Origin of the sequence: Bradyrhizobium sp. CCBAU 45384, assembly GCF_028128665.1 — a bacterium.
Lineage (GTDB): Bacteria > Pseudomonadota > Alphaproteobacteria > Rhizobiales > Xanthobacteraceae > Bradyrhizobium > Bradyrhizobium manausense.
The window spans coordinates 771,204-794,050 of sequence record NZ_LBIZ01000120.1; the positions used below are offsets into that span (position 1 = coordinate 771,204).

26 protein-coding genes are annotated in these 22,847 nt (G+C 63.7%); 16 read left to right on the forward strand and 10 right to left on the reverse strand.

Features of this window, described 5'->3' with window-relative positions; translation table 11 throughout:
- Positions 1-103: 103 nt before the first annotated feature.
- From XH80_RS43375 to XH80_RS43415, 9 genes are all read left to right on the forward strand, one after another.
- Positions 104-2,029 carry a M3 family oligoendopeptidase gene (locus tag XH80_RS43375; protein ID WP_271603900.1) on the forward strand — a complete coding sequence of 642 codons (1,926 nt, stop codon included), beginning with the start codon at positions 104-106 and terminating at the stop codon, positions 2,027-2,029.
- A gap of 137 nt (positions 2,030-2,166) precedes the next feature.
- Complete coding sequence (locus XH80_RS43380; protein WP_018317799.1) at positions 2,167-2,319, forward strand: aa3-type cytochrome c oxidase subunit IV; 153 nt, start codon at positions 2,167-2,169, stop codon at positions 2,317-2,319.
- A 137-nt stretch (positions 2,320-2,456) separates the two neighbouring features.
- Positions 2,457-3,584, forward strand: a complete 1,128-nt coding sequence (locus XH80_RS43385) for a Re/Si-specific NAD(P)(+) transhydrogenase subunit alpha (RefSeq protein WP_220003293.1) — start codon at positions 2,457-2,459, stop codon at positions 3,582-3,584.
- A gap of 11 nt (positions 3,585-3,595) precedes the next feature.
- Positions 3,596-3,913, forward strand: a complete 318-nt coding sequence (locus XH80_RS43390; RefSeq protein ID WP_014492434.1) for a proton-translocating transhydrogenase family protein — start codon at positions 3,596-3,598, stop codon at positions 3,911-3,913.
- Between the two features lie 39 nt (positions 3,914-3,952).
- Entirely contained in the window at positions 3,953-5,350 is a 1,398-nt protein-coding gene (locus tag XH80_RS43395) for an NAD(P)(+) transhydrogenase (Re/Si-specific) subunit beta (RefSeq protein ID WP_271603901.1), read from the forward strand.
- A gap of 15 nt (positions 5,351-5,365) precedes the next feature.
- Positions 5,366-5,536, forward strand: coding sequence for a hypothetical protein (locus XH80_RS43400; RefSeq protein WP_271603902.1), 171 nt, complete (start codon positions 5,366-5,368; stop codon positions 5,534-5,536).
- Between the two features lie 215 nt (positions 5,537-5,751).
- Complete coding sequence (locus tag XH80_RS43405) at positions 5,752-6,849, forward strand: calcium:proton antiporter (protein WP_271603903.1); 1,098 nt, start codon at positions 5,752-5,754, stop codon at positions 6,847-6,849.
- Between the two features lie 27 nt (positions 6,850-6,876).
- Positions 6,877-7,161 carry a cupin domain-containing protein gene (locus XH80_RS43410; protein ID WP_057757303.1) on the forward strand — a complete coding sequence of 95 codons (285 nt, stop codon included), beginning with the start codon at positions 6,877-6,879 and terminating at the stop codon, positions 7,159-7,161.
- 93 nt (positions 7,162-7,254) lie between these two features.
- Complete coding sequence (locus XH80_RS43415) at positions 7,255-8,235, forward strand: hypothetical protein (RefSeq protein ID WP_271603904.1); 981 nt, start codon at positions 7,255-7,257, stop codon at positions 8,233-8,235.
- 132 nt (positions 8,236-8,367) lie between these two features.
- On the opposite strand, the gene XH80_RS43420 is transcribed toward XH80_RS43415, so the two are convergent.
- Positions 8,368-9,018 (reverse strand): tetratricopeptide repeat protein, encoded by a 651-nt coding sequence (locus XH80_RS43420; protein WP_333969078.1) that lies wholly within the window; start codon positions 9,016-9,018, stop codon positions 8,368-8,370.
- 225 nt (positions 9,019-9,243) lie between these two features.
- Complete coding sequence (gene rpsU, locus XH80_RS43425; protein WP_027545547.1) at positions 9,244-9,540, reverse strand: 30S ribosomal protein S21; 297 nt, start codon at positions 9,538-9,540, stop codon at positions 9,244-9,246.
- 262 nt (positions 9,541-9,802) lie between these two features.
- On the opposite strand from rpsU, the gene aqpZ reads away from it, so the two are divergent.
- Positions 9,803-10,525 carry an aquaporin Z gene (aqpZ, locus tag XH80_RS43430; RefSeq protein ID WP_271603906.1) on the forward strand — a complete coding sequence of 241 codons (723 nt, stop codon included), beginning with the start codon at positions 9,803-9,805 and terminating at the stop codon, positions 10,523-10,525.
- 30 nt (positions 10,526-10,555) lie between these two features.
- Here the strand turns inward: aqpZ and XH80_RS43435 are convergent, their stop codons facing one another.
- Complete coding sequence (locus tag XH80_RS43435) at positions 10,556-11,662, reverse strand: 5-(carboxyamino)imidazole ribonucleotide synthase (protein WP_057757309.1); 1,107 nt, start codon at positions 11,660-11,662, stop codon at positions 10,556-10,558.
- Positions 11,659-12,147: a 5-(carboxyamino)imidazole ribonucleotide mutase gene (gene purE, locus XH80_RS43440; protein WP_057757311.1), complete on the reverse strand. Its 489-nt coding sequence runs from the start codon at positions 12,145-12,147 to the stop codon at positions 11,659-11,661. Before purE ends, XH80_RS43435 begins: the two co-directional genes overlap by 4 nt.
- Positions 12,148-12,288: 141 nt before the next feature.
- On the opposite strand from purE, the gene XH80_RS43445 reads away from it, so the two are divergent.
- Positions 12,289-13,011: a GGDEF domain-containing protein gene (locus tag XH80_RS43445; protein WP_271603907.1), complete on the forward strand. Its 723-nt coding sequence runs from the start codon at positions 12,289-12,291 to the stop codon at positions 13,009-13,011.
- 108 nt (positions 13,012-13,119) lie between these two features.
- On the opposite strand, the gene XH80_RS43450 is transcribed toward XH80_RS43445, so the two are convergent.
- The 3 genes from XH80_RS43450 to XH80_RS43460 all read right to left on the reverse strand — a co-directional run bounded on the left by XH80_RS43450 (position 13,120) and on the right by XH80_RS43460 (position 13,964).
- Positions 13,120-13,371, reverse strand: coding sequence for a hypothetical protein (locus tag XH80_RS43450; protein ID WP_057757313.1), 252 nt, complete (start codon positions 13,369-13,371; stop codon positions 13,120-13,122).
- A 23-nt stretch (positions 13,372-13,394) separates the two neighbouring features.
- Positions 13,395-13,601 carry a hypothetical protein gene (locus tag XH80_RS43455; RefSeq protein WP_057757315.1) on the reverse strand — a complete coding sequence of 69 codons (207 nt, stop codon included), beginning with the start codon at positions 13,599-13,601 and terminating at the stop codon, positions 13,395-13,397.
- 156 nt (positions 13,602-13,757) lie between these two features.
- Entirely contained in the window at positions 13,758-13,964 is a 207-nt protein-coding gene (locus tag XH80_RS43460) for a YdcH family protein (protein WP_018641547.1), read from the reverse strand.
- Between the two features lie 329 nt (positions 13,965-14,293).
- Between XH80_RS43460 and XH80_RS43465 the strand changes: the two genes are divergently transcribed.
- Entirely contained in the window at positions 14,294-14,476 is a 183-nt protein-coding gene (locus tag XH80_RS43465; RefSeq protein ID WP_057757317.1) for a YdcH family protein, read from the forward strand.
- Between the two features lie 154 nt (positions 14,477-14,630).
- On the opposite strand, the gene XH80_RS43470 is transcribed toward XH80_RS43465, so the two are convergent.
- The gene (locus tag XH80_RS43470) at positions 14,631-15,734 is read right to left on the reverse strand and encodes an NAD(P)/FAD-dependent oxidoreductase (protein ID WP_271603908.1); all 1,104 of its coding nucleotides are present in this window, start codon (positions 15,732-15,734) and stop codon (positions 14,631-14,633) included.
- Between the two features lie 208 nt (positions 15,735-15,942).
- Between XH80_RS43470 and XH80_RS43475 the strand changes: the two genes are divergently transcribed.
- Positions 15,943-18,621 carry a sensor domain-containing protein gene (locus XH80_RS43475; RefSeq protein WP_271603909.1) on the forward strand — a complete coding sequence of 893 codons (2,679 nt, stop codon included), beginning with the start codon at positions 15,943-15,945 and terminating at the stop codon, positions 18,619-18,621.
- Positions 18,622-18,659: 38 nt separating this feature from the next.
- Positions 18,660-20,120: a glycerol-3-phosphate dehydrogenase gene (locus tag XH80_RS43480; protein ID WP_271603910.1), complete on the forward strand. Its 1,461-nt coding sequence runs from the start codon at positions 18,660-18,662 to the stop codon at positions 20,118-20,120.
- Here XH80_RS43480 and XH80_RS43485 read toward each other — a convergent pair.
- Positions 20,117-20,419 carry a type II toxin-antitoxin system RelE/ParE family toxin gene (locus XH80_RS43485; protein WP_271603911.1) on the reverse strand — a complete coding sequence of 101 codons (303 nt, stop codon included), beginning with the start codon at positions 20,417-20,419 and terminating at the stop codon, positions 20,117-20,119. The two genes, XH80_RS43480 and XH80_RS43485, sit on opposite strands and share 4 nt — an antisense overlap.
- The gene (locus tag XH80_RS43490) at positions 20,416-20,646 is read right to left on the reverse strand and encodes a hypothetical protein (RefSeq protein WP_271603912.1); all 231 of its coding nucleotides are present in this window, start codon (positions 20,644-20,646) and stop codon (positions 20,416-20,418) included. The genes XH80_RS43485 and XH80_RS43490 overlap by 4 nt, the downstream gene beginning before the upstream one ends.
- Before the next feature lie 123 nt (positions 20,647-20,769).
- On the opposite strand from XH80_RS43490, the gene XH80_RS43495 reads away from it, so the two are divergent.
- Both XH80_RS43495 and XH80_RS43500 read left to right on the forward strand, forming a co-directional pair.
- A complete protein-coding gene (locus XH80_RS43495; RefSeq protein WP_271603913.1) occupies positions 20,770-21,939 on the forward strand; it encodes an ABC transporter ATP-binding protein in 1,170 nt (389 codons plus the stop codon).
- Complete coding sequence (locus tag XH80_RS43500; RefSeq protein WP_271603914.1) at positions 21,936-22,847, forward strand: ABC transporter permease; 912 nt, start codon at positions 21,936-21,938, stop codon at positions 22,845-22,847. The genes XH80_RS43495 and XH80_RS43500 overlap by 4 nt, the downstream gene beginning before the upstream one ends.

Below are 22,847 nucleotides of genomic sequence, written 5' to 3' on the forward strand. Positions count from 1 at the left end.
TCTGTCTCGAATCGGGTCACTCTGGCCGAAGCCGATTAACGCACTCTTAAATCTTGATGCCCCCGCCCGCCGCAGCGATCGTTGAACACAGGTTTCCCACACAATGAAGTCGCGCTCCAAGACTGCTGTCCGCAAACCAGCCGCCAAGACATCCGCCGCCAAGACATCCGCCGCCAAGACATCCATCGCCAAGAAATCCGCTGCCAAGAAATCCGCTGCCAAGGCAAAACCCTCCGCAAAGCCTGTGAGCAAGACGGGCAAGCTTCCGGAGTGGAACCTCGCCGATCTCTATTCCGGGATCGACGCGCCGGAAGTGGCGCGCGATCTCGAAAAGATGGATGCCGATTGCGTCGCGTTCGAGACCGACTACAAGGGCAAGCTCGCAACAGGCACAGCAAACGAAGATGGCGGAAAATGGCTCGCGGAAGCCGTGCGGCGCTATGAGGCGATCGACGATCTCGCCGGCCGTCTCGGCTCCTATGCCGGTCTCGTTCACGCCGGCGACAGCGTGGACCCTGCGATTTCAAAGTTTTACGGCGATGTCTCCGAGCGGCTGACAGCGGCCTCGACGCATCTCTTGTTCTTCGCGCTCGAGCTCAACCGTATCGATGACGATATTTTGACCGGCGCGCTGCAAGCCCCTGAGCTCGCGCACTATCGTCCGTGGATCGAGGATCTGCGCAAGGAGAAGCCGTATCAGCTCGACGACAAGCTCGAGCAGCTGTTCCTGGAAAAGGCGCAGACCGGATATTCGGCCTTCAACCGTTTGTTCGACCAGACCATCTCGAGTCTCCGCTTCAAGGTCGGTGCCAAGGAACTGGCGATCGAGCCGACGCTGAATTTCCTGCAGGACCGCGACGGCGCCAAGCGCAAGGCCGCGGCGGAAGCGCTGGCGAAAACCTTCAAGGCCAATGAGCGCACCTTTGCGCTGATCACCAACACGCTCGCCAAGGACAAGGATATCTCCGACCGCTGGCGCGGTTTCAAGGATGTTGCGGATTCCCGCCATCTGAACAACCGCGTCGAGCGCGAGGTGGTCGATGCGCTGGTCGCCTCGGTCCGCGCGGCCTATCCAAAGCTCTCGCATCGCTATTACGCGCTGAAGGCAAAGTGGTTCGGCAAGAAGAAGCTGGCCTATTGGGACCGCAACGCGCCGCTGCCCTTCGCCGCGACCGATGTGATCGGCTGGCCCGATGCGCGCAACATGGTGCTGACGGCCTATCGCGGCTTCTCGCCTAAAATGGCCGACATTGCCGAGCGCTTCTTCACCGATCGCTGGATCGACGCGCCAGTGCGGCCGGGCAAGGCGCCCGGCGCATTCTCGCATCCGACCACGCCGTCGGCACACCCTTATGTGCTGATGAACTACCAGGGCAAGCCTCGCGACGTCATGACGCTTGCCCATGAGCTTGGCCATGGCGTGCACCAGGTGCTGGCGGCCAAGAACGGCGCGCTGATGGCACCGACGCCGCTGACGCTGGCGGAGACCGCGAGTGTGTTCGGCGAGATGCTCACGTTCAAGCGGCTGCTTGCCCAGACCAAAAATACAAAACAGCGCCAGGCGCTGCTCGCCGGCAAGGTCGAGGACATGATCAATACCGTGGTGCGGCAAATTGCGTTCTATTCCTTCGAGCGCGCCGTTCATACCGAGCGCAAGAACGGCGAGCTCACCGCGACACGGCTCGGCGAGCTCTGGCTGTCGGTGCAGGGCGAGAGTCTGGGGCCCGCGATCGAGATCAAGGCGGGTTACGAGAACTACTGGATGTACATCCCGCACTTCATCCATTCGCCGTTCTACGTCTACGCCTATGCCTTTGGCGATTGCCTCGTGAACTCGCTCTATGCGGTTTACGAGCATGCGGCCGAAGGTTTCGCCGAGCGCTATCTCGACATGCTCGCCGCCGGCGGCACCAAGCACTATTCCGAGCTGCTGCGGCCGTTCGGGCTCGATGCCAAGGACCCCAAGTTCTGGGAGGGGGGCCTCTCCGTCATCGCCGGCATGATCGACGAACTGGAGGCGATGGGCTGAGGGCGAAGCGGGCTTCCTAACCGATTGGGAATCCAAATGAACCGATTTGTGGGAAAACCGCGCCTCGGTGCCGTTGCCCTGCCCGAAGGTTTAAGGTATCCCAGCCGAAGAATTCGGCTTTCGACTGGGGACATTCCATGGCTGACCATAGCGAAGTGGCGTACAGCACCGCCGACGGCAACGACTACGTCGCCCACGAGCAGACCTATGAGGGCTTCATCAAGCTGGTGAAGTACGGCACCGCCTCGGTCGCGCTCATCGTCATCCTGATGGCGATCTTCCTGACCTGATCCATCGCCTGTTGCACCGACATCGTCGTCGGTGCTCATAAAATTTGCATTCAAGCCGGTGCCAAAACCGGTATCCAACGTTGCGGGAGTGACGCTAAGTTCGCGTGCGCGCTTTGTCCCGCGTCGCCGGAGGGCCTATGAAGATCGCCGTTGCCAAGGAAATCGATCCGTCGGAGCCGCGCGTTGCCGCTTCGCCTGATACGGTGAAGAAGTTCAAGGCGCTGGGCGCCGAGATCGCCGTCGAGCCGGGCGCCGGCGTCAAATCGGGCCTGCCTGATTCCGAATTCACCGCGGTCGGCGCCACCGTCAGCGCCGATGCACTGAAAGATGCTGACATCATCATCAAAGTGAAGCGTCCCGAGGCTTCCGAGCTGTCGCAATACAAGCGCGGCGCGCTGGTCATCGCCATCATGGATCCCTACGGCAATGAAGCTGCGCTGAAGGCGATGGCCGAAGCCGGCGTCTGCGCTTTCGCGATGGAACTGATGCCGCGCATCACCCGTGCGCAGGTCATGGACGTGCTGTCCTCGCAGGCGAACCTTGCCGGCTATCGCGCCGTGATCGAGGGCGCCGAGGCCTTCGGCCGCGCCTTCCCGATGATGATGACCGCGGCCGGCACCGTGCCTGCCGCGAAAGTGTTCGTGATGGGCGTTGGCGTGGCCGGCCTCCAGGCGATCGCAACCGCGCGCCGTCTTGGCGCCGTCGTCACCGCGACCGACGTGCGACCTGCGACGAAAGAGCAGGTGGAATCGCTCGGCGCAAAATTCCTCGCCGTCGAGGACGAGGAGTTCAAGAACGCGCAGACCGCCGGCGGTTATGCCAAGGAGATGTCGAAAGAGTACCAGGCCAAGCAGGCCGCGCTGACCGCCGAGCACATCAAGAAGCAGGACATCGTCATCACCACCGCGCTGATCCCGGGCCGTCCGGCGCCGAAACTCGTCTCGGGCGAGATGGTCAAGTCGATGAAGCCGGGCTCGGTGCTGGTCGATCTCGCCGTCGAGCGCGGCGGCAATGTCGAGGGTGCCAAGGCGGGTGAGGTCGTCGACATCGATGGCATCAAGATCGTCGGCTACACCAATGTCGCGGGCCGCGTCGCGGCCTCGGCCTCCAGCCTCTATGCCCGCAATCTGTTCTCCTTCATCGAGACCATGGTCGACAAGAAAGAGAAGAAGCTCGCCGTCAATTGGGACGACGAGCTGGTCAAGGCCACTGCGCTGACCAAAGATGGCGCCGTCATCCACCCGAACTTCCAGCCGAAGGTGTAAGGAGATCCGTCATGGAGCATGCTGCACAGGTCGTCGACCCCTTCATCTTCCGGCTGTCGATCTTCGTCCTCGCCGTCTTCGTCGGCTATTTCGTGGTGTGGTCGGTGACGCCGGCGCTGCATACGCCGCTGATGAGCGTCACCAATGCGATCTCCTCGGTGATCGTGGTCGGCGCGCTGCTTGCCGGCGGGGTCGCCAATGTCTCGAGCGGTTCGGGCTGGGCGCGCGCCTTCGGCTTCGTCGCGCTGATCTTTGCCTGCATCAACATCTTCGGCGGCTTCCTTGTCACCCAGCGCATGCTGGCGATGTACAAGAAGAAGTCGAAGTAAGCGGCCACCTCGGGCTGATGGGATCAATGGGGACCTGAGATGAGCGCCAATCTCTCTGCATTCTTGTATCTCGTGGCGGGGGTGCTGTTCATCCTGTCGCTGCGCGGGCTGTCGAGCCCGGCCTCTTCGCGCCAGGGCAATCTGCTCGGCATGATCGGCATGGCGATCGCGGTTGCGACGACGCTTGCCAACCATCCGCCGGCCGACGGCCTCGCCTGGGTGCTGGTGATTGTCGGCATCGCCATCGGCGGGACGATCGGTGCCGTCATCGCCCGCCGCGTGCCGATGACCTCGATGCCGGAACTGGTCGCCGCCTTCCACTCCCTGGTCGGCATGGCCGCGGTGTTGGTCGCGGCGGGTGCATTCTATGCGCCGGAGGCCTTCGACATCGGCACCCCCGGCAACATCCACACCCAGAGCCTGGTCGAAATGTCGCTCGGCGTCGCCATCGGCGCCTTGACCTTCACCGGCTCGGTGATCGCGTTCCTGAAGCTGTCGGCCCGCATGAGCGGTGCGCCGATCATCCTGCCGGCGCGGCACGTGATCAACGTCGCGCTCGCGGTCGCGCTGGTCGCCTGCATTGTCGGGCTCGTCGTCACCGGCAGCCCGGTGTTCTTCTGGCTCAACGTCATTCTCGCGCTGGCGCTCGGCGTGCTCATGATCATCCCGATCGGCGGCGCCGACATGCCGGTCGTGATTTCGATGCTGAACTCCTACTCCGGCTGGGCCGCGGCCGGCATCGGCTTCACGCTCGGCAATTCGGCGCTGATCATCACCGGCGCGCTGGTCGGCTCGTCGGGCGCGATCCTGTCCTACATCATGTGCCACGCGATGAATCGGTCCTTCATCTCGGTCATTCTCGGCGGCTTCGGCGGTGAGACCGCTGCGGCCGGTGGGGCTACCGGCGAGCAGAAGCCGGCAAAGCTCGGCTCGGCGGACGATGCCGCCTTCATCATGAAGAACGCCTCCAAGGTCATCATCGTGCCCGGCTACGGCATGGCGGTGGCGCAGGCCCAGCATGCGCTGCGCGAGATGGCCGACATGCTGAAGAAGGAAGGCGTCGAGGTGAAATACGCCATTCACCCGGTCGCGGGCCGCATGCCCGGCCACATGAACGTGCTGCTGGCCGAGGCCAACGTGCCCTACGACGAGGTGTTCGAGCTCGAGGACATCAACTCCGAATTCGCGCAGGCCGACATCGCCTTCGTGATCGGCGCCAATGACGTCACCAACCCGGCGGCGGAAGAGGACAAGACCTCGCCGATCTACGGCATGCCGGTGCTGCAGGTCTGGAAAGCCGGCACGGTGATGTTCATCAAGCGCTCGCTGGCGTCGGGCTATGCCGGCATCGACAATCCGCTGTTCTATCGCGACAACACCATGATGCTGCTCGGTGACGCCAAGAAGGTCACCGAGAACATCGTCAAGGCGATGTAATCAGCGAGGGGGACCGTGGCCCTGAACAAGGAGTGGCACCGGTCCCATCGCATGCCGTCGAAGGCGACGCGCGAGCAGCGCATCGCCTGGCACGCTGCTCATGCCGCGGCGTGCGGTTGTCGAGAGATCCCCCTGGGCATCCGGTCCGACGTCCTCCAATTGCTCAAGAGCCGTCGCAAGCCCTGAACTCAGCAATGACGGGACTGCGATGACATTCCTGAAATGGATCGCCATCATCCTCGTGGCCGAAGCAGTTCGTTCGGATCCCCGAGGGCGGGCATGACGATCTCGTCAATCTTGGCATGATCGAGATCGCACGAGGCTTCATCAACGGCTCTTGAGGGCTGACGGGCGCGATCTTCTCGCGCATAATCGGTGCGTTCAACCAAGGAATAGCCTGCATGAGCGCACACGGACCGATGCCACGGTCGTCCTGGGTCTTTCCCGCGCTGGCGGTACTGCTGTTCCTGGTCGTCACCGTGACCGGCTACAGCTTTACGCTATCGACGGGCGGCGGCGTGTTTGCGATCGTCCTGCTGGTGATCCTGTTCGGCACCGTGTTCGCGGCCGTGCATCATTCCGAGGTGATCGCGGAGCGGATCGGCGAGCCGTTCGGCACGCTGCTGCTCACGCTTGCGGTGACCATCATCGAGGTCGCGCTGATCACCACCATCATGCTCGGCGACAAGCCTGCGCCGGAGCTTGCGCGCGACACCGTGTTCGCGGTGGTGATGATCGTCTGCAATGGCCTCGTCGGCCTCTGCGTGTTCATCGGCGGGCTGCGCTATCGCGAGCAGGGATTTCAGGTCTCCGGCGCCAACGTCTATCTCAGCGTGCTGATTGCGCTCGCGACCCTGACGCTGATCATGCCGAACTACACGCTGACGACGCCGGGCCCGGTCTATTCGACGCTTCAGCTCGGCTTCGTCGACCTCGTGACCATCGTGCTCTATGGCGTGTTCCTCTACACCCAGACCGTCCTGCACAAGGACTATTTCGTCCATGAGCGGACCGAGGGCGAGGGCGGCGAGGCCCATCTGCCGGGCAAGCTGCTGGCGCTGAGCATCGTGCTGCTCCTGATCTCGCTCCTGGCCGTCGTGCTGCTGGCCAAGAAATTCTCGCTGGTGGTGGATGCCGTCGCCGACAGGATCGGCGCTCCGCCGGCCTTTGCGGGCCTCCTGGTCGCGCTGCTGATCCTGATGCCGGAAGGCGTCTCCGCGATCTCCGCCGCCCGCAAGAACGACCTTCAGAAAAGCATCAACCTGGCGCTGGGATCCTCGCTGGCGACCATCGGCCTGACGATTCCGGCGGTCGGGCTCGCCACCTATGTGATCGAGCAGCCGCTGGTGCTGGGGCTCAATGCCCAGAGCTCGGTGCTGCTGTTCCTGACATTCTTGCTGAGCATGCTGACCTTCGGCACCGGCAGGACCAATGTCCTGTTCGGACTGGTCCATATGGTGGTATTTGCCGTCTACGCGTTCATGGTCTTCGTGCCCTGAGCCGATTCGCCTTAAGCGAGGTTCTAGATGCTTGCCGCCAGCTCCGAGGTTCAGATCGACAATGACGAGGTCCGGGTGACCGAATGGCGGCTTGCCCCGGGCAGCGCCACCGGGCATCACACCCACGGAATGGACTATGTGATTGTTCCCGTCGTCGGCGGAGAAATGACCATCGTGGCGCCGGGCGGGGAGCGTTCCAAGGCGCAGCTTGCGGCGGGAAAATCCTACTTCCGCAAAGCCGGCGTCCAACATGACGTACTTAACGAAACCTCAACCGACATCGTGTTCCTTGAGATTGAGCTGAAGGCGTAAGGCGCTCGTAACCTTTGCCATCGATCCGTCGCAGTTGATCCCTTACAATGCCCCAAAGTTCCCGCATCAGATCACGCGGGGAGTAGCCGAGAAATGCTGAAATACCTCGCTAAAATCTCGATGGATATTTTCCCCTCGGTGCTCGCGACGATCATCGGGGCCTACATCGTTAACCACTACATCAATGCGAGGCCGGCGGCGGATACGCCAGCCGCAGTCGTGGCACCTGCCGACGCCGGCAAGAAGCCCGCTGGCGTGGCCAACCTCCCGGGCCCCGGCGTGAAAGCCAAGGGCGTTTCCGAGAAGAGCATTTCCGACAAGAGCGGATCGGACAAGCCGGCGGCCGACAAGCCTGCTGACACCAAGGCTGTCGACACCAAGCCTGCCGACACCAAGGCTGCCGACACCAAGGCTGCGGACGAGGCTGCCTCGCGCGGCCGCACCCCGGCGCATGAGAAGGCCGTTGCCAAGTCCTCCCCCGTCACGTCCAGTCCGGCGGCGCCCGCCGCTGCGCCGGTGGTCGAGGCCAGTTCGTCGCCGGCCGCTCCGGCCGCGACCCCCGACGCCAACGATCTCGCCCGGGCCGCCATCGAACGCCTGCGCAAGTCGCCTGAGGGCAAGGCTGCCGAGAAGGCTGCCGAGGCCAAATCGACCGAAGCCAAGCCTGTCGAAGCCAAGCCTGCCGAAGCCAAGCCGGCCGAGAGGACGCCGGAGCCTGCCGTGCAGGAAGCATCCCGCACGCCGGAGGCTCCCCGTGTCGTGACGACAGTGCCGACGACGGTGCGCCCCTTGCCGCCGCCGATCAATGTGTCGACGCCGTCGCCCGAGGCCTATGGCAATGGCGCCGCGTCGCAGGCGAATCCGCCCTACACGGCCTCGGTCGGCAACGACAATCCGAATCGGCTGACGCCGCCGGCCGATATCCCGGTCCCGGTGATCGCCCCGCCGCTCGATCTGCGCGCCGACGCCGGCGCGCCAATGCCGCGCCCCAAGACCAACGTCGCCGACGACATGCTGTCGGGCATGAAGTCGATGTTCCACGCGGTGCTGCCGAAGAGCGCCACTCCCGACTAACCAGGACGGCGTCTAAAGCGCGATGAGATTGGGTTGAATCGTCATCGCGCTTTAGCTCTTTGTTTGAGCATGATCTTTTCGGAAAACCGCTGCACACTTTTCCGGATCATGCTCTACGCCGTCCAATGACTGTCAGCCGCCGACGCGGGCCAAGCCGCTGCGGGCGGCGTCATCGCGTGGGCGCAGCGCGACGGCCTTGTTGTAGGACGCCGCCGCCTTGGCCTTTTCGCCCAGCCGCTCATAGGCCTGTCCCCGGATCGTCCAGACCTGAGCATTGTGCGGATCGGCTTCGGAGGCCTCGTCGAGATCGGCCGCCGCCTCCTTGACCTTGCCGATGGCAAGATAGCTGACGGCGCGGCCGAGCAGCGGCTCGGCCTTCTGCGGATTGAGCCCGCTGGCGGCGCCGAAATCGGCGATCGCGAAGTCGTGCTCGTTATTGCCCTGATAGAGCAGGGCGCGGCCGTAGAGCGCCTGCGCATTATAGGGATCGAGGGCGACGGCGCGATTGAACTCGTCCAGCGCGGCCTGCGTCTCGCCCGACTTGGCGAAGGCTTGCGCTTTTGCCGTATGGGTCTGGGCCTCGGCGACATTGGCGGCGCTGACGGCGCTTTCAGGCGCGGCGGCCGCCTTCGGCGCTTCCTGCGGCTTGTCCTTCTCCGGCCCCAGCGAGCCCAGATCGAACGAGCAGCCGCACAGGGCGATCCCGATCAAGGTCAGCACAAGCGGCTTGCGCCAGATCTGGCGTCGCCGCGCCAAGCTGGGCTCTGGGAAAGGAAAGGCCATCTACGGTTCGCTCGCGCTAGAGCATGATTCGGAAAAGCGTGCAGCGGTTTTCCGAAAAGATTATGCCCAAACAACAACCTAAAGCGCGATGACAAACAATCCCGATCTCATTGCGCTTTGGCGCCGCATCTGTAGTGCCCCATCCCAGAAAGGCACCCCTCAAAAAACAATAACGCGGGCTCGGAGCCCGCGTTGTCGAACCTCAGTTCTGCATGATCGGCAAGATCAGCGCGGTCCGCGCGGACCTGCACCGGGGCCGCCACGGCCACCACGCTCGCCACCGGGGCCAGCGCCGAACACCGGCTTCGGCTTCATCGGCAGCAGGCCTTCGCGCTGCAGCTTCTTGCGGGCCAGCTTGCGCGCGCGGCGCACGGCTTCAGCCTTTTCACGAGCCTTCTTCTCAGAGGGCTTCTCGTAGTGACCGCGGAGCTTCATCTCGCGGAAAATGCCCTCGCGCTGCATCTTCTTCTTCAGCGCCTTGAGGGCTTGGTCGACATTGTTATCGCGAACGAGAACCTGCACGCGGCATCCTCTTCAGTGGATCGGATTTGAATTCTGGTAAGACGAAGGGATGGCAAAAAGCGCAAGCCCTTAACCTTGAGGGCGCGGATGTATCAGACAAAACCTGAGATGTCCACCGGCCAAGCAGGTTTTCGGACCAAGTTCAGCCATTAAATACGGCGAAAATGCTCCCGTGCGGCCCCGATTTGGGTGGTTTTGGCGCCAAGGACGGGCTGTTCCCGGCCGGGTTGCGCCGGACACCAGAAATCAGGGGAGACGCCACATGGACATGAAGAAATACGCTGCCGAGGCCATCGGCACGTTCTGGCTCACATTCGCAGGCTGCGGCAGCGCGGTGATCGCCGCCGGCTTTCCGCAGGTCGGTATTGGCCTCGTCGGCGTGTCCCTGGCCTTTGGCCTCAGCGTCGTCACCATGGCCTATGCGATCGGTCACATCTCGGGCTGCCATCTCAACCCGGCCGTCACGGTCGGCCTTGCCGCCGGCGGGCGCTTTCCGGCAGGCCAGATCCTGCCTTACGTGATCGCGCAGGTCTGCGGCGCCATCGTCGCCGCCGAGCTGCTCTACGTGATCGCCAGCGGTGCGCCGGGCTTCGACGTCACCAAGGGCTTTGCCGCCAACGGTTACGACGCGCATTCGCCCGGCCAGTACAGCATGGTCGCGTGCTTCATCACCGAGGTGGTGATGACCCTGATGTTCCTGTTCGTCATCATGGGCGCGACCCATGGCCGCGCGCCGGCAGGTTTCGCGCCGCTCGCGATCGGGCTGGCGCTGGTGATGATCCATCTCGTCAGCATCCCCGTCACCAACACGTCGGTGAATCCGGCGCGCAGCACGGGCCCGGCCCTGTTCGTCGGCGGCTGGGCGCTGGCGCAGCTCTGGCTGTTCTGGATCGCACCGCTGATCGGTGGCGCGCTGGGAGGCGTGATCTATCGCTGGCTCAGCGAGGCGCCCTCGGGTGTCGTCGCAGGCGTGAAGACGGCGTGATCCAAAAGTGGGATCGCGGCTGCGGTCGCCTCACTTGCTCTTCGAGGGCCTGACCTCGGTGACGTGGCCCATCTTGCGGCCGGGGCGCGGGGCGCCCTTGCCGTAGATGTGGACAGTCGCGCCGGGCACGCTCAGCCACTTCTCGTAATCATTGATCTCGTCGCCGATCAGGTTGGTCATGGTGACGACCTCACCGTGGCGCACGGGCTTGCCGAGCGGCCAGCCGGCGATGGCGCGGATGTGCTGCTCGAACTGTGAGACGGAGGCGCCGTCGAGCGTCCAATGTCCGGAATTGTGCACGCGCGGGGCAATCTCGTTGACCAGCACCTTCGATCCGCCGCCATTGGCGAGCACGAACATCTCCACCGCGAGCACACCGACATAGTCGAGCGCGGTCGCGATCTTGCCGGCAATGCTGCGCGCCTCCTCGGCGAGCGCATCCGGGATCGGTGCTGGTGCGCGGGAGATCTTCAGAATGTGGTCGCGATGCTCGTTTTCGGTGACGTCGAAGCATTCGACCTCGCCCGATGCAGCGCGCGCGGCGATGACGGAGATCTCGCGCTCGTACGGGATGAAGGCTTCCAGGATCGCCGATTTGGTGGCGAGGCTGGTCCACACTTTCGCAATGTCGTCGCCCTCGCGGATGATGGCCTGGCCCTTGCCGTCATAGCCGAAGCGGCGGGTCTTCAGCACCGCGGGAAGGCCGATTCTGACGATCGCCTCGCGCAACGATGCGACCGAGGTGACGTCGGCATAGGCGGCGGTGCCGATGCCGAGCCGCGTGACAAAATCCTTCTCTGCGAGCCGGTCCTGGGTGGTCTCGAGGATCTTGCGGTTGGGCAGCACCGGACGGCGCGAATCCAGCACCAGGGCCGCCGCGGATGGAACATTCTCGAATTCATAGGTGATGACGTCGACGTCGTGGGCGAACAGCTCGAGCGCCTCGACGTCGGCATATTCGGCGCAGGTCGCGTTCAGCACCACGTCGAAAGCCGGCGAGTCCGGATCGGGCGAGAACACCTGGCAGCGCAGGCCGAGCCGCGCCGCGGCCATGGCCAGCATTCGACCGAGTTGTCCGCCGCCGAGGATTCCGATGGTGTCGCCGGGCTTCAGCTTCACCTGCTTTGCGTCAGTCACGCCTTGCCCTCCGGGCGCTCGGCAACCGCCTCGGTCTGCGCCTTGCGCCAGGCCGCGAGGCGATCGGACAGCGCGGGATCTGACAGCGCCAGCACGGACGCCGCCAGCAGCGCCGCGTTGATCGCGCCGGCCTTGCCGATCGCGAGCGTACCGACCGGAATGCCGGCAGGCATCTGAACGATCGAATAGAGCGAATCGATGCCCTTCAGCGTCCTGGACTCGACGGGGACGCCGAACACAGGCAGTTCCGTCAGGGCCGCGGCCATGCCGGGCAGATGCGCGGCCCCGCCGGCGCCGGCGATGATGACCTTGAAGCCTTCAGCCTTGGCGCCCTTGGCGAAGGTAAACAGCCGGTCGGGGGTGCGGTGAGCCGAAACGATGCGGGTGTCGGAGGCGACACCGAGCGCTGCGAGCGTGTCGGCGGCATGCCGCATCGTCTCCCAGTCCGACTGGCTTCCCATGATGATGGCGATCGGCGCGGTCATGACGTCAATTGTGCTCGGAAAACAGAAAGATAGGCCAGATTAACGGTTCCGGCCGGCGGCTCGCAAGGCGGTGGCAAGGAGAAGGGAATGCACTATCCTGTCTTGGTGAATCCCCGCAAGCCTTCATTGAGCAGGATGCCCATGAAGAAACCGAAAAGGGCGACCGCTGCGAAGGCCAAAAAGGGCCGGAAAACCCGCGGGCGCCGAACGAAAGCTGCAGCCAAGCGGGCTGCGGCTGCCGCGCCGCGTCGCGTGACCGTCGTTGGCGCCAAGGAGGTCGGCAAGGACAGCAGCAAGGCGACCATCCGCGACCTGCGGACCAAGCTCACGCAGGCGCTCCGACGCATCGCCGAGCTCGAGGCTGCAGCGGACACCGATTTCCTGCTCGACATTCCCAATCGGCGCGGCTTCGAGCGCGAGCTCCAGCGCGCCATCGCTTACATGAAGCGCTACCGTGCCAGCGGTGCGCTGATCGTGCTCGACGTCGACCGGCTGAAGCCGATCAATGATTCCTTCGGCCATGCTGCCGGCGACGAGGTGCTCAAGGCGATTGCCAACACGCTGACGCGACAGATCCGCGCGTCCGATGTGGTCGGCCGTCGCGGTGGCGATGAGTTTGCTCTGCTGTTGTGGAATCTCAGCGAGACCGACGCCAAGGCGAAGGCTGCCATCTTGGAACAGGCGATCGACGATTTGTCGTTCACCTTTCGCGGGCAGCACGTGACCGCGGGCGCCTCCGCCGGTGTCGCGCTGCTCGGTGCGCACTCAGATGCTGCTCGTGCACTGGAGGAGGCCGATGCCGCCATGTATGTGCGCAAGGCGCACCGGCGCCACGAGCCGCGGGTCAGGCTTGTGAGCAGCTAGGCATGATCCGGACCCGAAGGGCCGCGTTAGCGCAAAGTGTGCAGCGGTTTTCCCTCGCGACATCAGCGGAACGCGTTTGCGCGGAGATCATGCTCAAACAATAAGACTCTACAGTGTTGCGAGATCTTCCGGCACGTTGCCGAATTTGCGCAGCAGCGTGGCATCGCCGAATTCACCGGTCATGGGATCGCCGCTGCGACTGAACGCGACTGCGCCGATATGGCCGGTGCCGCGCGCCAAGACTTCGGCGCGCCGCAGCGCGGCCGTAGGGCTCTGGCATTCTTCTGCGGCGCCGGCGACAGGCGATCCGTCGGCATCGATCAGGAAGGGCATTGCAACGTAGTAGGTCACGTCTGACATGGCGTTGCTCCAATGGTGGGGTCTTAAGCGGCGCTGCTCCTGCTGCGCGAAGCCTCCGGAATGCAGCCGGCGGAAATCGCCGCCTGCAATTCTTCCAGCTCGGCTTCCAGATATTCGTTGGCCATGATCAGCGCCTTGATGGTGCTGCGCAGGTTGCCGTCGCACATCGCGATCGCCTGATCGCAGGCCTGTTCATAGTGGCTGTGGTCGAGAAGGGCTGGGACTGACATCGGCGGTGTCCTTGCGGGTGTCCTTGGGCATTAGCTGTGGGCGTTAGCCTTGGGTGTTAGGCTTCGGTGTTCTTGGGGCGGCGGGATTCATGTTCTTCCTTTGTTCTTTTTGAGTCAAGTGGATTCACGTGGCGGCAATTCGCGACCCCTCGCGGATCAGGCAATGATATCAGGGGTAATCTGGTCTTCGATGAATGCGATGCGGTCCCGCAACAACAGCTTGCGTTTCTTCAACCGCTGCAACCGCAACAGGTCGGGGGCAGGCGATTGATGCAGTGCATCGATCGCCGCGTCGAGATCTCGGTGTTCCTGCTGCAACCGGGTGAGCTCGGCTTCGAGTTCACGCTCGTCTTCATGGGTCATGTCTGCGGTGGCCGAAAACCGATAGGCTTGAGATCAAGGCTGTGGATGCCCTGTGGAAATTATCGTCCTTGCGCGGCTTGATCGCAAGCGATCTGCGGCCTTCCTGCACCCCTCTCCCGCAAGATATTTCGACGATTCGGGAAGCGCACAGCGCAAGCACATTGATATCATGGATTTTTCGACGCGCGGTTCCTTACTCACGCTTCATTACATATGAATTTTCAAAAATGACCGTGCGACGACGGATACATATCGACAGAACGAATCGCTGATGTACACTTGCGCGTCCGGATCGAATCCAAGGTTCACCCCTACCGAGGAGGTTTCGAATGACAATTCAGGCACATCTGGTTGAATTGGAACGGAAGCACAAAACTCTCGAAAACGAATTGCACGAAGCGCTCGTGCACCTTTCAACAGACGACCTGCAAATTGTTGAGTTGAAGCGCCGCAAGTTGATGGTCAAGGACCAGATTGAACGACTGAAGCAGACCGGCGACACGCTTCACTAGTAACCCCCGTAACAGCGTCAAGTTTGATCGTATCCTTTCAGGCAGGGACGAAAGCCTTTGCGCTCGTCCCTGCTGTAAGGCGCGCACCCGTGCGATTATCGTGCGCAGCAGGCTTTGTGACGCGAGCCGGTTCTCACTCCGGCTGCAATGCTCTCTAGATTTCCGCGAGTTCTGCGACGTGGTCCGCGATCGCGAGCGACGACGTCAGTCCCGGCGATTCGATGCCGAACAGATTGATCAGTCCTGCGACACCATGGTCGCGCGGACCCTGCATGAGAAAATCCTGCGTTGCCACCGCCGGCGGTACGATCTTGGGGCGGATGCCCGAATAACTCGGCATCAACGCCCCATCGGGCAGCGTCGGCCAGTATTTGCGGATTGCAGGATAGAACCGCTCGGCGCGCGACGGATCGACCTCATAGTCGATCGTCTCGATCCATTCGACATCGGGGCCGAATCGCGCCTGTCCTGCCATGTCCAGCGTCAGATGCACCCCAAGCCCGCCGGGTTCGGGCACCGGATAGATCAGGCGCGAGAACGGCGCGCGCGCATTGCAGCTGAAATAATTGCCCTTGGCGAGATAGGCCGGCGGAATCCGGTCGATCGGCATGCCGTCGATGTGGCGCGCCACTGATGTCGCCGACAATCCCGCGGCATTGACGAGCAGGTCGCATTGCAACGTCATCGGCGCTTCGCCGCCGGCTTCGAGCTCGATCACGCCCGCCTCCGCCTTGGCGCGGATCAGCGGCGTGTGAAACGCAAAGGCCGCGCCCGCCTCCTCGGCCTCACCCCGCAGCGAGAGCATATAGGCATGGCTGTCGATGATGCCTGTCGACGGCGACAGCAGGGCGGCGTCGCAGGCCAGCGCCGGCTCCAGCGCGCGCGCGGCCTCGCCGGACAGCAACTGCATGTCGAGCACGCCATTGGCCTCGGCATGCGCCTTGATCGATTGCAGCTTCTCGGTTTCCTTCGCATTGGTCGCGACGATCAGCTTGCCGCAGTTCTTGTGCGGAATGCCGCGCTCGCCGCAATAGCGATACAGCGCATGCTTGCCGCTGACGCACATACGCGCCATCCAGCTTCCGGCACGGTAATAGATCCCGGCATGGATCACTTCGCTGTTGCGTGAGGAGGTGACGGTGCCGATGGCCTCGGCTTCCTCGAGCACGATCACCTCGCGCCCGGCCTGTGCGAGCTTCCTTGCCACCGCGAGCCCGATCACGCCGGCTCCGATGACGACGCAGTCCACCCTATCCATGGCGATGCAGAAGTCCCGCTGAAGGTGGTGCCGATGGTTCCGGTTTGCCTGGGAAACGCGCTGCGCGGGCGTTATCCGTTAAGAAAGCATTTATCATGTCAGGGCAATTGCCGTATTTCACGTCACATTTTTCTGTTGGGCCTACAGGCGTTTACCCGATCCAAACCCGTGAAGCCAGACAATCCGCAGTTGAAATTGCGGGTGGCTGATGGCTGAGAAGAACTGGCAGGAAGGCAGCATGCTTCCGATTGCTGTACAGGCCCTCGTGTGCCTGACCAGCGCGGTCGCGCCTTCGCGTGCCTATGCCAACGGCTTCGTTTCGCTCAACCAGCTTGGCGATGTCGACCCCATTCTGGTCTGGGAAGCCCTGATCGGCGGCGTTGTCGTCTGCGCGTTCCTGGTTGCTATCGCGCTGTGGATCCACTCCGCCCAGCGCCGGAGCAACCGTTTGCAGTTGCGGCGCAACGCCTTCATCTCCTCCGCCATGAACAATCTCAACCAGGGCGTGGTGATGACGGATGCGCAGCAGCGCATCATCTTCTGCAACGACCGCTATCTCGAGATCTACGGCCTTGCGCGCTCGGACCTGTGGACCGGCATGACCGGCTACGACATCCTCGGGTTGCGCCGCAAGCGCGGCGTTCTTGGCGTTTCTGACGATGAGTTCTACGAGAAGGCGGCGAGTCCCAATGGCCTGGTCACGGAACTGTCCGATGGCCGCGCCATTCTGGTTAAGTACTTCGTGCTGCCCAATGGCGGCTCGGTGGCGACCCATCTCGACGTCAGCGAGCAGCGCGCACTCTCGCAGCAGCTCGCCTCGACCAAGCAGTTCCTGGAAACGGTACTGGACAACGTTCCGGCTTGCGTCGCCGCGAAGAACATCGAGGACGGTCGCTATATCTTCGCCAACCGGGCCTATGAGCACTTCTGGGGCTTTTCGCGGGACCAGGTCGTTGGCAAGAATGCGCGCGAGCTGTTCGGCCCGAAATCGGCTGACAGCATTGAGGCGACCGATCGGGCCGCATTGCTGGCGCCGGGAGGACAATATCGCAACGAATTCGAGGTCGAGGTCGACGCGGCCCGGCGCAAGGTGGCCTCGATCCGGATCGTGGTCCGCAACGAGAGCAACAAGCCGCAGTTCCTGCTGATCGTGTTCGAGGACATCACCGATCGGCAATCGCTGTCGATGGAGCTGGAGAGCACCAAGAAGTTCCTCGAGCTTGTGGTCGACAACATTCCGGTGGCGTTGATCGTGGAGCAGGTCAAGGACGGCCGCTACCTGCTCGCCAACCGCAGCGCCGAGACGATTCTGAACCGCCGGCGCGAGGAAGCCACCGGCCTGACTGCCTCCGACATCTTCAATGCCAAGGAAGCCAAGCTGATCATCGCGCGCGACGAGGCCGCCATCAAAAAACGCGGGATGATCACCGAGGAGCATCCGATCTCCACCAAGGACGGCTTGCGCCTGTTCCTGACCCGGCGTGCCACCGTGCTCAACGATTCCGGTGAGCCGCAATATCTGATCAAGACCCACGAGGATGTCACCAACCGCCGGCAGACCGAGTCGCGGATGGCGCACATGGCCTACCACGACGGCCTCACCGATTTGCCGAACCGCGCTGCCTTCCTTCAGGCGCTGACCCAGATGATCGAAGCCTGCGAAGGCACCGACGAGGAGTTCGCGGTCCTGTGCGTCGATCTCGACGGCCTCAAGGAGGTCAACGACGTGTTCGGCCATGCGCTTGGCGACAAGCTGTTGATCGAGGTGGCGCAGCGGCTGCAGGACACAGCACGCGGCGGCCTGGTGGCGCGCCTGTCCGGCGACGAGTTCGGCCTGATCATCGACGGCAAGCAGCCCGACGCGGGCCTCGCGCTGGCGCAGCAGCTTGACGAGGCGCTCGCGCCGGAATTCCACATCGACGGCCGCGCGGTCCGCGCCGGTATCACCACCGGCATGTCGGTCTTTCCGCACAATGGTCCCGATGGTGCCTCGCTGCTCGCCAATGCCGGCGCAGCCCTGTTCCGCGCCAAGCAGAAATCGCGCGGCACGATCAGCCTCTACCAGCCCGAGATGGACCAGCAGATCCGCGACCGCCGCGTGCTGCACCAGGACCTGTCGAAGGCGATCAAGAATGGCGAGCTTTCGCTGGCGTTCCAGCCGCAGGGCATCGCGCGCAACAGCGTTGCCGAGAGCGAGATCATCGGCTTCGAAGCTCTGGCGCGCTGGCAGCACCCGGTACGCGGCCAGGTCTCGCCGGCCGAATTCATCCCGATCGCGGAAGAAAGCGGCCTGATCGTCGAAATGGGCGAATGGATCCTGCGCGAGGTCTGCCGCGAGGCGGCGTCGTGGCCGAAGCCAATGCAGGTCGCGGTCAATCTGTCGCCGGCGCAGTTCATGCACGGTGACGTGGTCGGTCTCGTCCATTCGATCCTGATCGAGACCGGGCTTGCGCCCGGCCGGCTGGAGCTGGAAATCACCGAAGGCGTGCTGATCGAGGACTTTGATCGCGGCCTGGCGCTGCTGCGCCGTCTGAAGGCGCTGGGCGTTCGTATCTCGATGGACGATTTCGGCAGCGGTTATTCCTCGCTGAGCTATCTCCAGGCCTTCCCGTTCGACAAGATCAAGATCGATCGCGCCTTCATCATGAATCTCGGCCGCAACCCGCAATCGGCGGCGATCGTTCGCGCCGTGATCGATCTCGGCCACGGCCTCGAAATGTCAATCATCGCCGAGGGCGTCGAGACGCTCGATCAGCTCGCTTTCCTTGCCAAGGAGGGCTGCGACGGTGTGCAGGGTTATCTGCTCGGCAAGCCGCTGCCCATCGGAAAATATGCCGACCTCGTCGGCCGCGGCGAGGCCATGGAGCTTGCGCTCAAGACCGGCTAGTGGTGGCGGGTACTTGGCTCGCTCCCTTCAACGGTTTCATGGCGGATTACGACCTCGCGATCATCGGTGGTGGCCTGAACGGTGTCAGCCTTGCCCGTGATGCCGCCGGCCGCGGGCTGCGGGTGATCCTGATCGAGCAGGGTGATCTCGGCGGTGCGGCCTCGTCGGCGACCCCTCGGTTGATCCATGGCGATCTGTCGGTGCTGGAGCGGCGCGGCTTGTGGCGCGTTCGCCGGGCACTGGCCGAGCGCCGGATCTGGCTGCGGATCGCGCCGCACCTGGTGCGGCCGATGAGTTTTGTGATCCCGGCCCATTCCGACGAGCGTCCGCCCTGGCTGTTGCGGGCGGGCCTGTATGTTTACGACGCCCTGGCGAACCGCGACGGCCTTCCGGCATCGACGACGCTCGACATCACGCATCATCCGGTCGGTAACGCGCTGAAGCGGCCGTTCGGCATTGCCTTCGCATATGCCGATTGCGTCGTCGACGATTCGCGCCTGGTGGTGCTCACGGCACTGGATGCCGCCGAACGTGGCGCCGCGATCCGGACCGGGGCGCGTTGTGTGCGGGCCGACAGGACCGATACTTGGCGGCTCGCTGTCGTCGATCGCGGTCATCGCCGCACGATCACGGCCCGCGCGCTGGCCAACACCAGCGGCGCCTGGACGTCGATGGTCGCGGAGACCGTGCTGCGGCTGCCGCAGCCGGCCATGGCGGCCGTGCAGATGAGCCAGATCATCGTGCCCAGGTTGTTCGAGTCCGACAATGTCTATGTGTTCCAGAACAACGATGGCCGGCTGATCTTTGCCAGCCCGTTCGAGCGCGACTTCACGCTGGTCGGCACTGTCACCCATGATTTCACCGGCGATCCCGCCATCGTCGCGATGCCGGGCGCCGATGTCAGCTATCTCTGCGAGGCCGTGAACCGCTATTTCCGCGAGCGCGTCGCGCCGACCGACGTGGTGCGCACGGTCACCGGCGTCAATTTGGTGCCTGCGTCGGCGCGGCGACGCGACGGCACGACGTTGTTCCACGCGCGCCGGCGCAAGGCACCGCTGCTCACGATGTTCGGCGGCGAGATCACGACCTCGCGCTTCCGCGCCGAACGGGCGGTGACGCTGATGACGCCGTTCTATCCGATGTCGCGGCCCTGGACGTCCGGCGCAGCCTTGCCGGGCGGCGATTTCGCCTGGGATCGTTTCGAGACCGAGGTCGATCTCGCGTGCCACCGCTGGCGCTTCCTATCGGAGCCGCAAGCCCGGCGCATGGTTGCCGCCTACGGCTCGCGATTGCCTGAAGTGCTGGGCGAGGCGAAGACACGCGAAGAGCTCGGCCCAAGCTTCGGCCCCGACCTGACCGGCGCCGAGGTGCGCCATCTCATGAGCAAGGAATGGGCGCGCTTTCCCGAGGACATCCTGTGGCGCCGCTCCAAGCTCGGCCTGACCATGCCTGCCGCGGACCGCGACGCGCTGGCTGCGTTCATGGCGGGGGTCACCTAAGCGAAATCACGTTTTCCTGGCATCCCGCCCGGATCGCGGGCGCCATGGCGGATCGCATGGATGATGATCTCCTGATGCCCAATCTCGTAGAAGACGAGAAACGGGTAGGGCGTTGTGGTCAACCTCCGGATATCTGGATCGTCAGTCCGGAGGCCGATCTCGGGATGCGTCAGCAGTAGGCTGATGACGTCCCGGATGCGCTTCTGGACGCGTGCAGCTCCCTTCGGAGACGTCGCGGAAATGTAGGTCAGAATAGAATCGAGATCGGCTAGCGCCGGAAGCGTGTAGCGGATCTTCACAGGCCGTGTTTGGCCCAAGTCGCGCGGACCTGCGCCTCGGTCGCGAATTCGCCTCGCGCTGCGGATTCCTTCGACGCAGCAATCGCCGCCCTCTCATCCTCGGAGAGGGTGACGGGAGAGGCTGCTTCTGCGCCGGTGAGCTGCAGCACGATCCGAGCAATGTCGTCCTGCGCGTCCGCCGGCAGACTGCGCGCAATTTCTAGGGCCTGATCCAGCAACTTGGTCATGTCTGTGACTATACATGTTTTGGCACCCGGCATGAAGTCCGATTTGGGATGATCCGTCTCGAACCGGTTGAGCAAAGGCCGATCCGCCGCTAGCGTGCGGCGGCATTGGGGTTGGCAGGGCCTATGACTGACGAATTGCCGAGAAGGGATGCCGGGGCGAAAACGGCAGGAGATGCGTATCCGGCCGCGGGCGAGCCGCTGCTGCGCATCGAGGACGTGGCCAAGACGTTCGGGACATTCCGTGCGGTCGACGGCGTGTCGCTCGAGATCAAGGCCGGCGAGTTCTTTGCGCTGCTCGGCCCCAGCGGCTGCGGCAAGACCACGCTGCTGCGCATGCTGGCGGGCTTCGAGGCCCCGGACGAAGGGCGCATCCTGCTCGGCGGCAAGGACATCGCGCAGGCGCTGCCGCATGAGCGTCCGATCAACATGATGTTCCAGAACTACGCGCTGTTTCCGCATCTGTCGGTGCGCGACAACATCGCCTTCGGTCTCAAGCGCGCCAATATGGCGCGGTCCGACATCGCAACGCGCGTCGCGGAGATGGTCGCGCTGGTCAAGCTCGAGGGGCTGGAGAAGCGCAAGCCGGACCAGCTCTCCGGCGGCCAGCGCCAGCGCGTCGCGCTGGCCCGGGCGCTGGCGCGCCGGCCGCAGCTTCTGCTACTCGACGAGCCGCTCGCAGCCCTCGACAAGAAGCTGCGCGAAAACACGCAAGGCGAGCTGATGGAGCTGCAGCGTCGGCTCGGCATGACTTTCATCATCGTCACCCACGATCAGGAAGAGGCGATGACGATGGCCAGCCGGATCGGCGTGATGAAGTCGGGCAAGCTTGCGCAGGTCGGCGCGCCGCGCGATCTCTACGAGGCGCCGCGTTCGCGCTGGATCGCGGAGTTCGTCGGCGACATCAATCTGTTCGACGCCGAGTCCAAATTGCGCGACGGACATCGCCTCGTGGTCGGCACGCGCGATGCAGGTGCGCTGGTTGTGGCCGAGCCGCGTGAACCGGTCGGCGAAGGAAAGTTCTCGGTCGCGATCCGTCCCGAGAAGGTCAAGCTGTCGCGCCGCGGCCCGGTGAGCGAGACCGGCCACGCAACGGCGATCAATCGGCTCGACGGCGTGATCGCCGACATCTGCTATCTCGGCGGCACCACCACCTACAAGGTGAAGCTTGATACCGGCGGAATGCTGCAGGCCTCGGTCGCCAACAGTGCGCGGCTCGATGTCGATGCCTATAGCCTGAACCAGCAAATCGTCGCCTGGTTCACGCCCGATGACTGCGTGGTGCTGCCGTCATGAGCGCGCGCCGGATTTTCGCGCGGCCGGCGCGCTTCGCCGCGATCGCGCCCTATGTCTGGATGGTGCTGTTCTTCCTGGTGCCGTTCGGCTTCGTGCTGAAGATCAGCCTGTCGCAGACCGCGATCGCGCAGCCGCCTTATGAGCCGGTGTTCGACCTGACGGCGGGGTGGACCGCCATTCATGCAGCCTTTGCTGCGCTCTCGATCGACAATTTCAAGCTGCTCGCCTCCGACGACATCTATGTGTTCGCCTATTTGCGCAGCCTGACCGTTGCCGCGGCGGCGACCGCATTGCTGCTGCTGATCGGCTATCCCATCGCCTATGGCATGGCGCGACTGCCAAAACGCTGGCAGGCGGTGGCGATGGTGCTGGTGATCGTGCCGTTCTGGACCTCGTTCCTGATCCGCATTTATGCCTGGATCAACATCCTTCAGCACGACGGCCTGCTCAATCAGATCCTGCTGGCGCTGCACCTGGTCAGTCGGCCGGTGGTGTGGCTCTCCACCGACACCGCGATGTATATCGGCATCGTCTATTCCTACCTGCCGTTCATGATCCTGCCGCTCTATGCCACGCTCGCCAAGATGGAGCCGGCGCTGGAGGAAGCGGCGGGGGATCTCGGTGCGCCGCCCTGGCAGGTGTTCTGGCTCGTGACCTTCCCGCTGTCGCTGCCGGGCGTCGGCGCCGGCGTGCTGCTCTGCTTCATCCCTGTTGTCGGCGAGTTCGTGATCCCGGATCTTCTCGCCGGCTCCAGCTCGCTGATGATCGGCCAGACGCTGTGGCTCGAATTCTTCACCAACAAGGATTGGCCGGTGGCCTCAGCCGCGGCGATCGTGCTGCTCGTCGTGCTGCTGCTGCCGCTTCTGCTCTATGAGCGTCTGCAGCGTCGGCAGCTTGAGGAGCGGTGA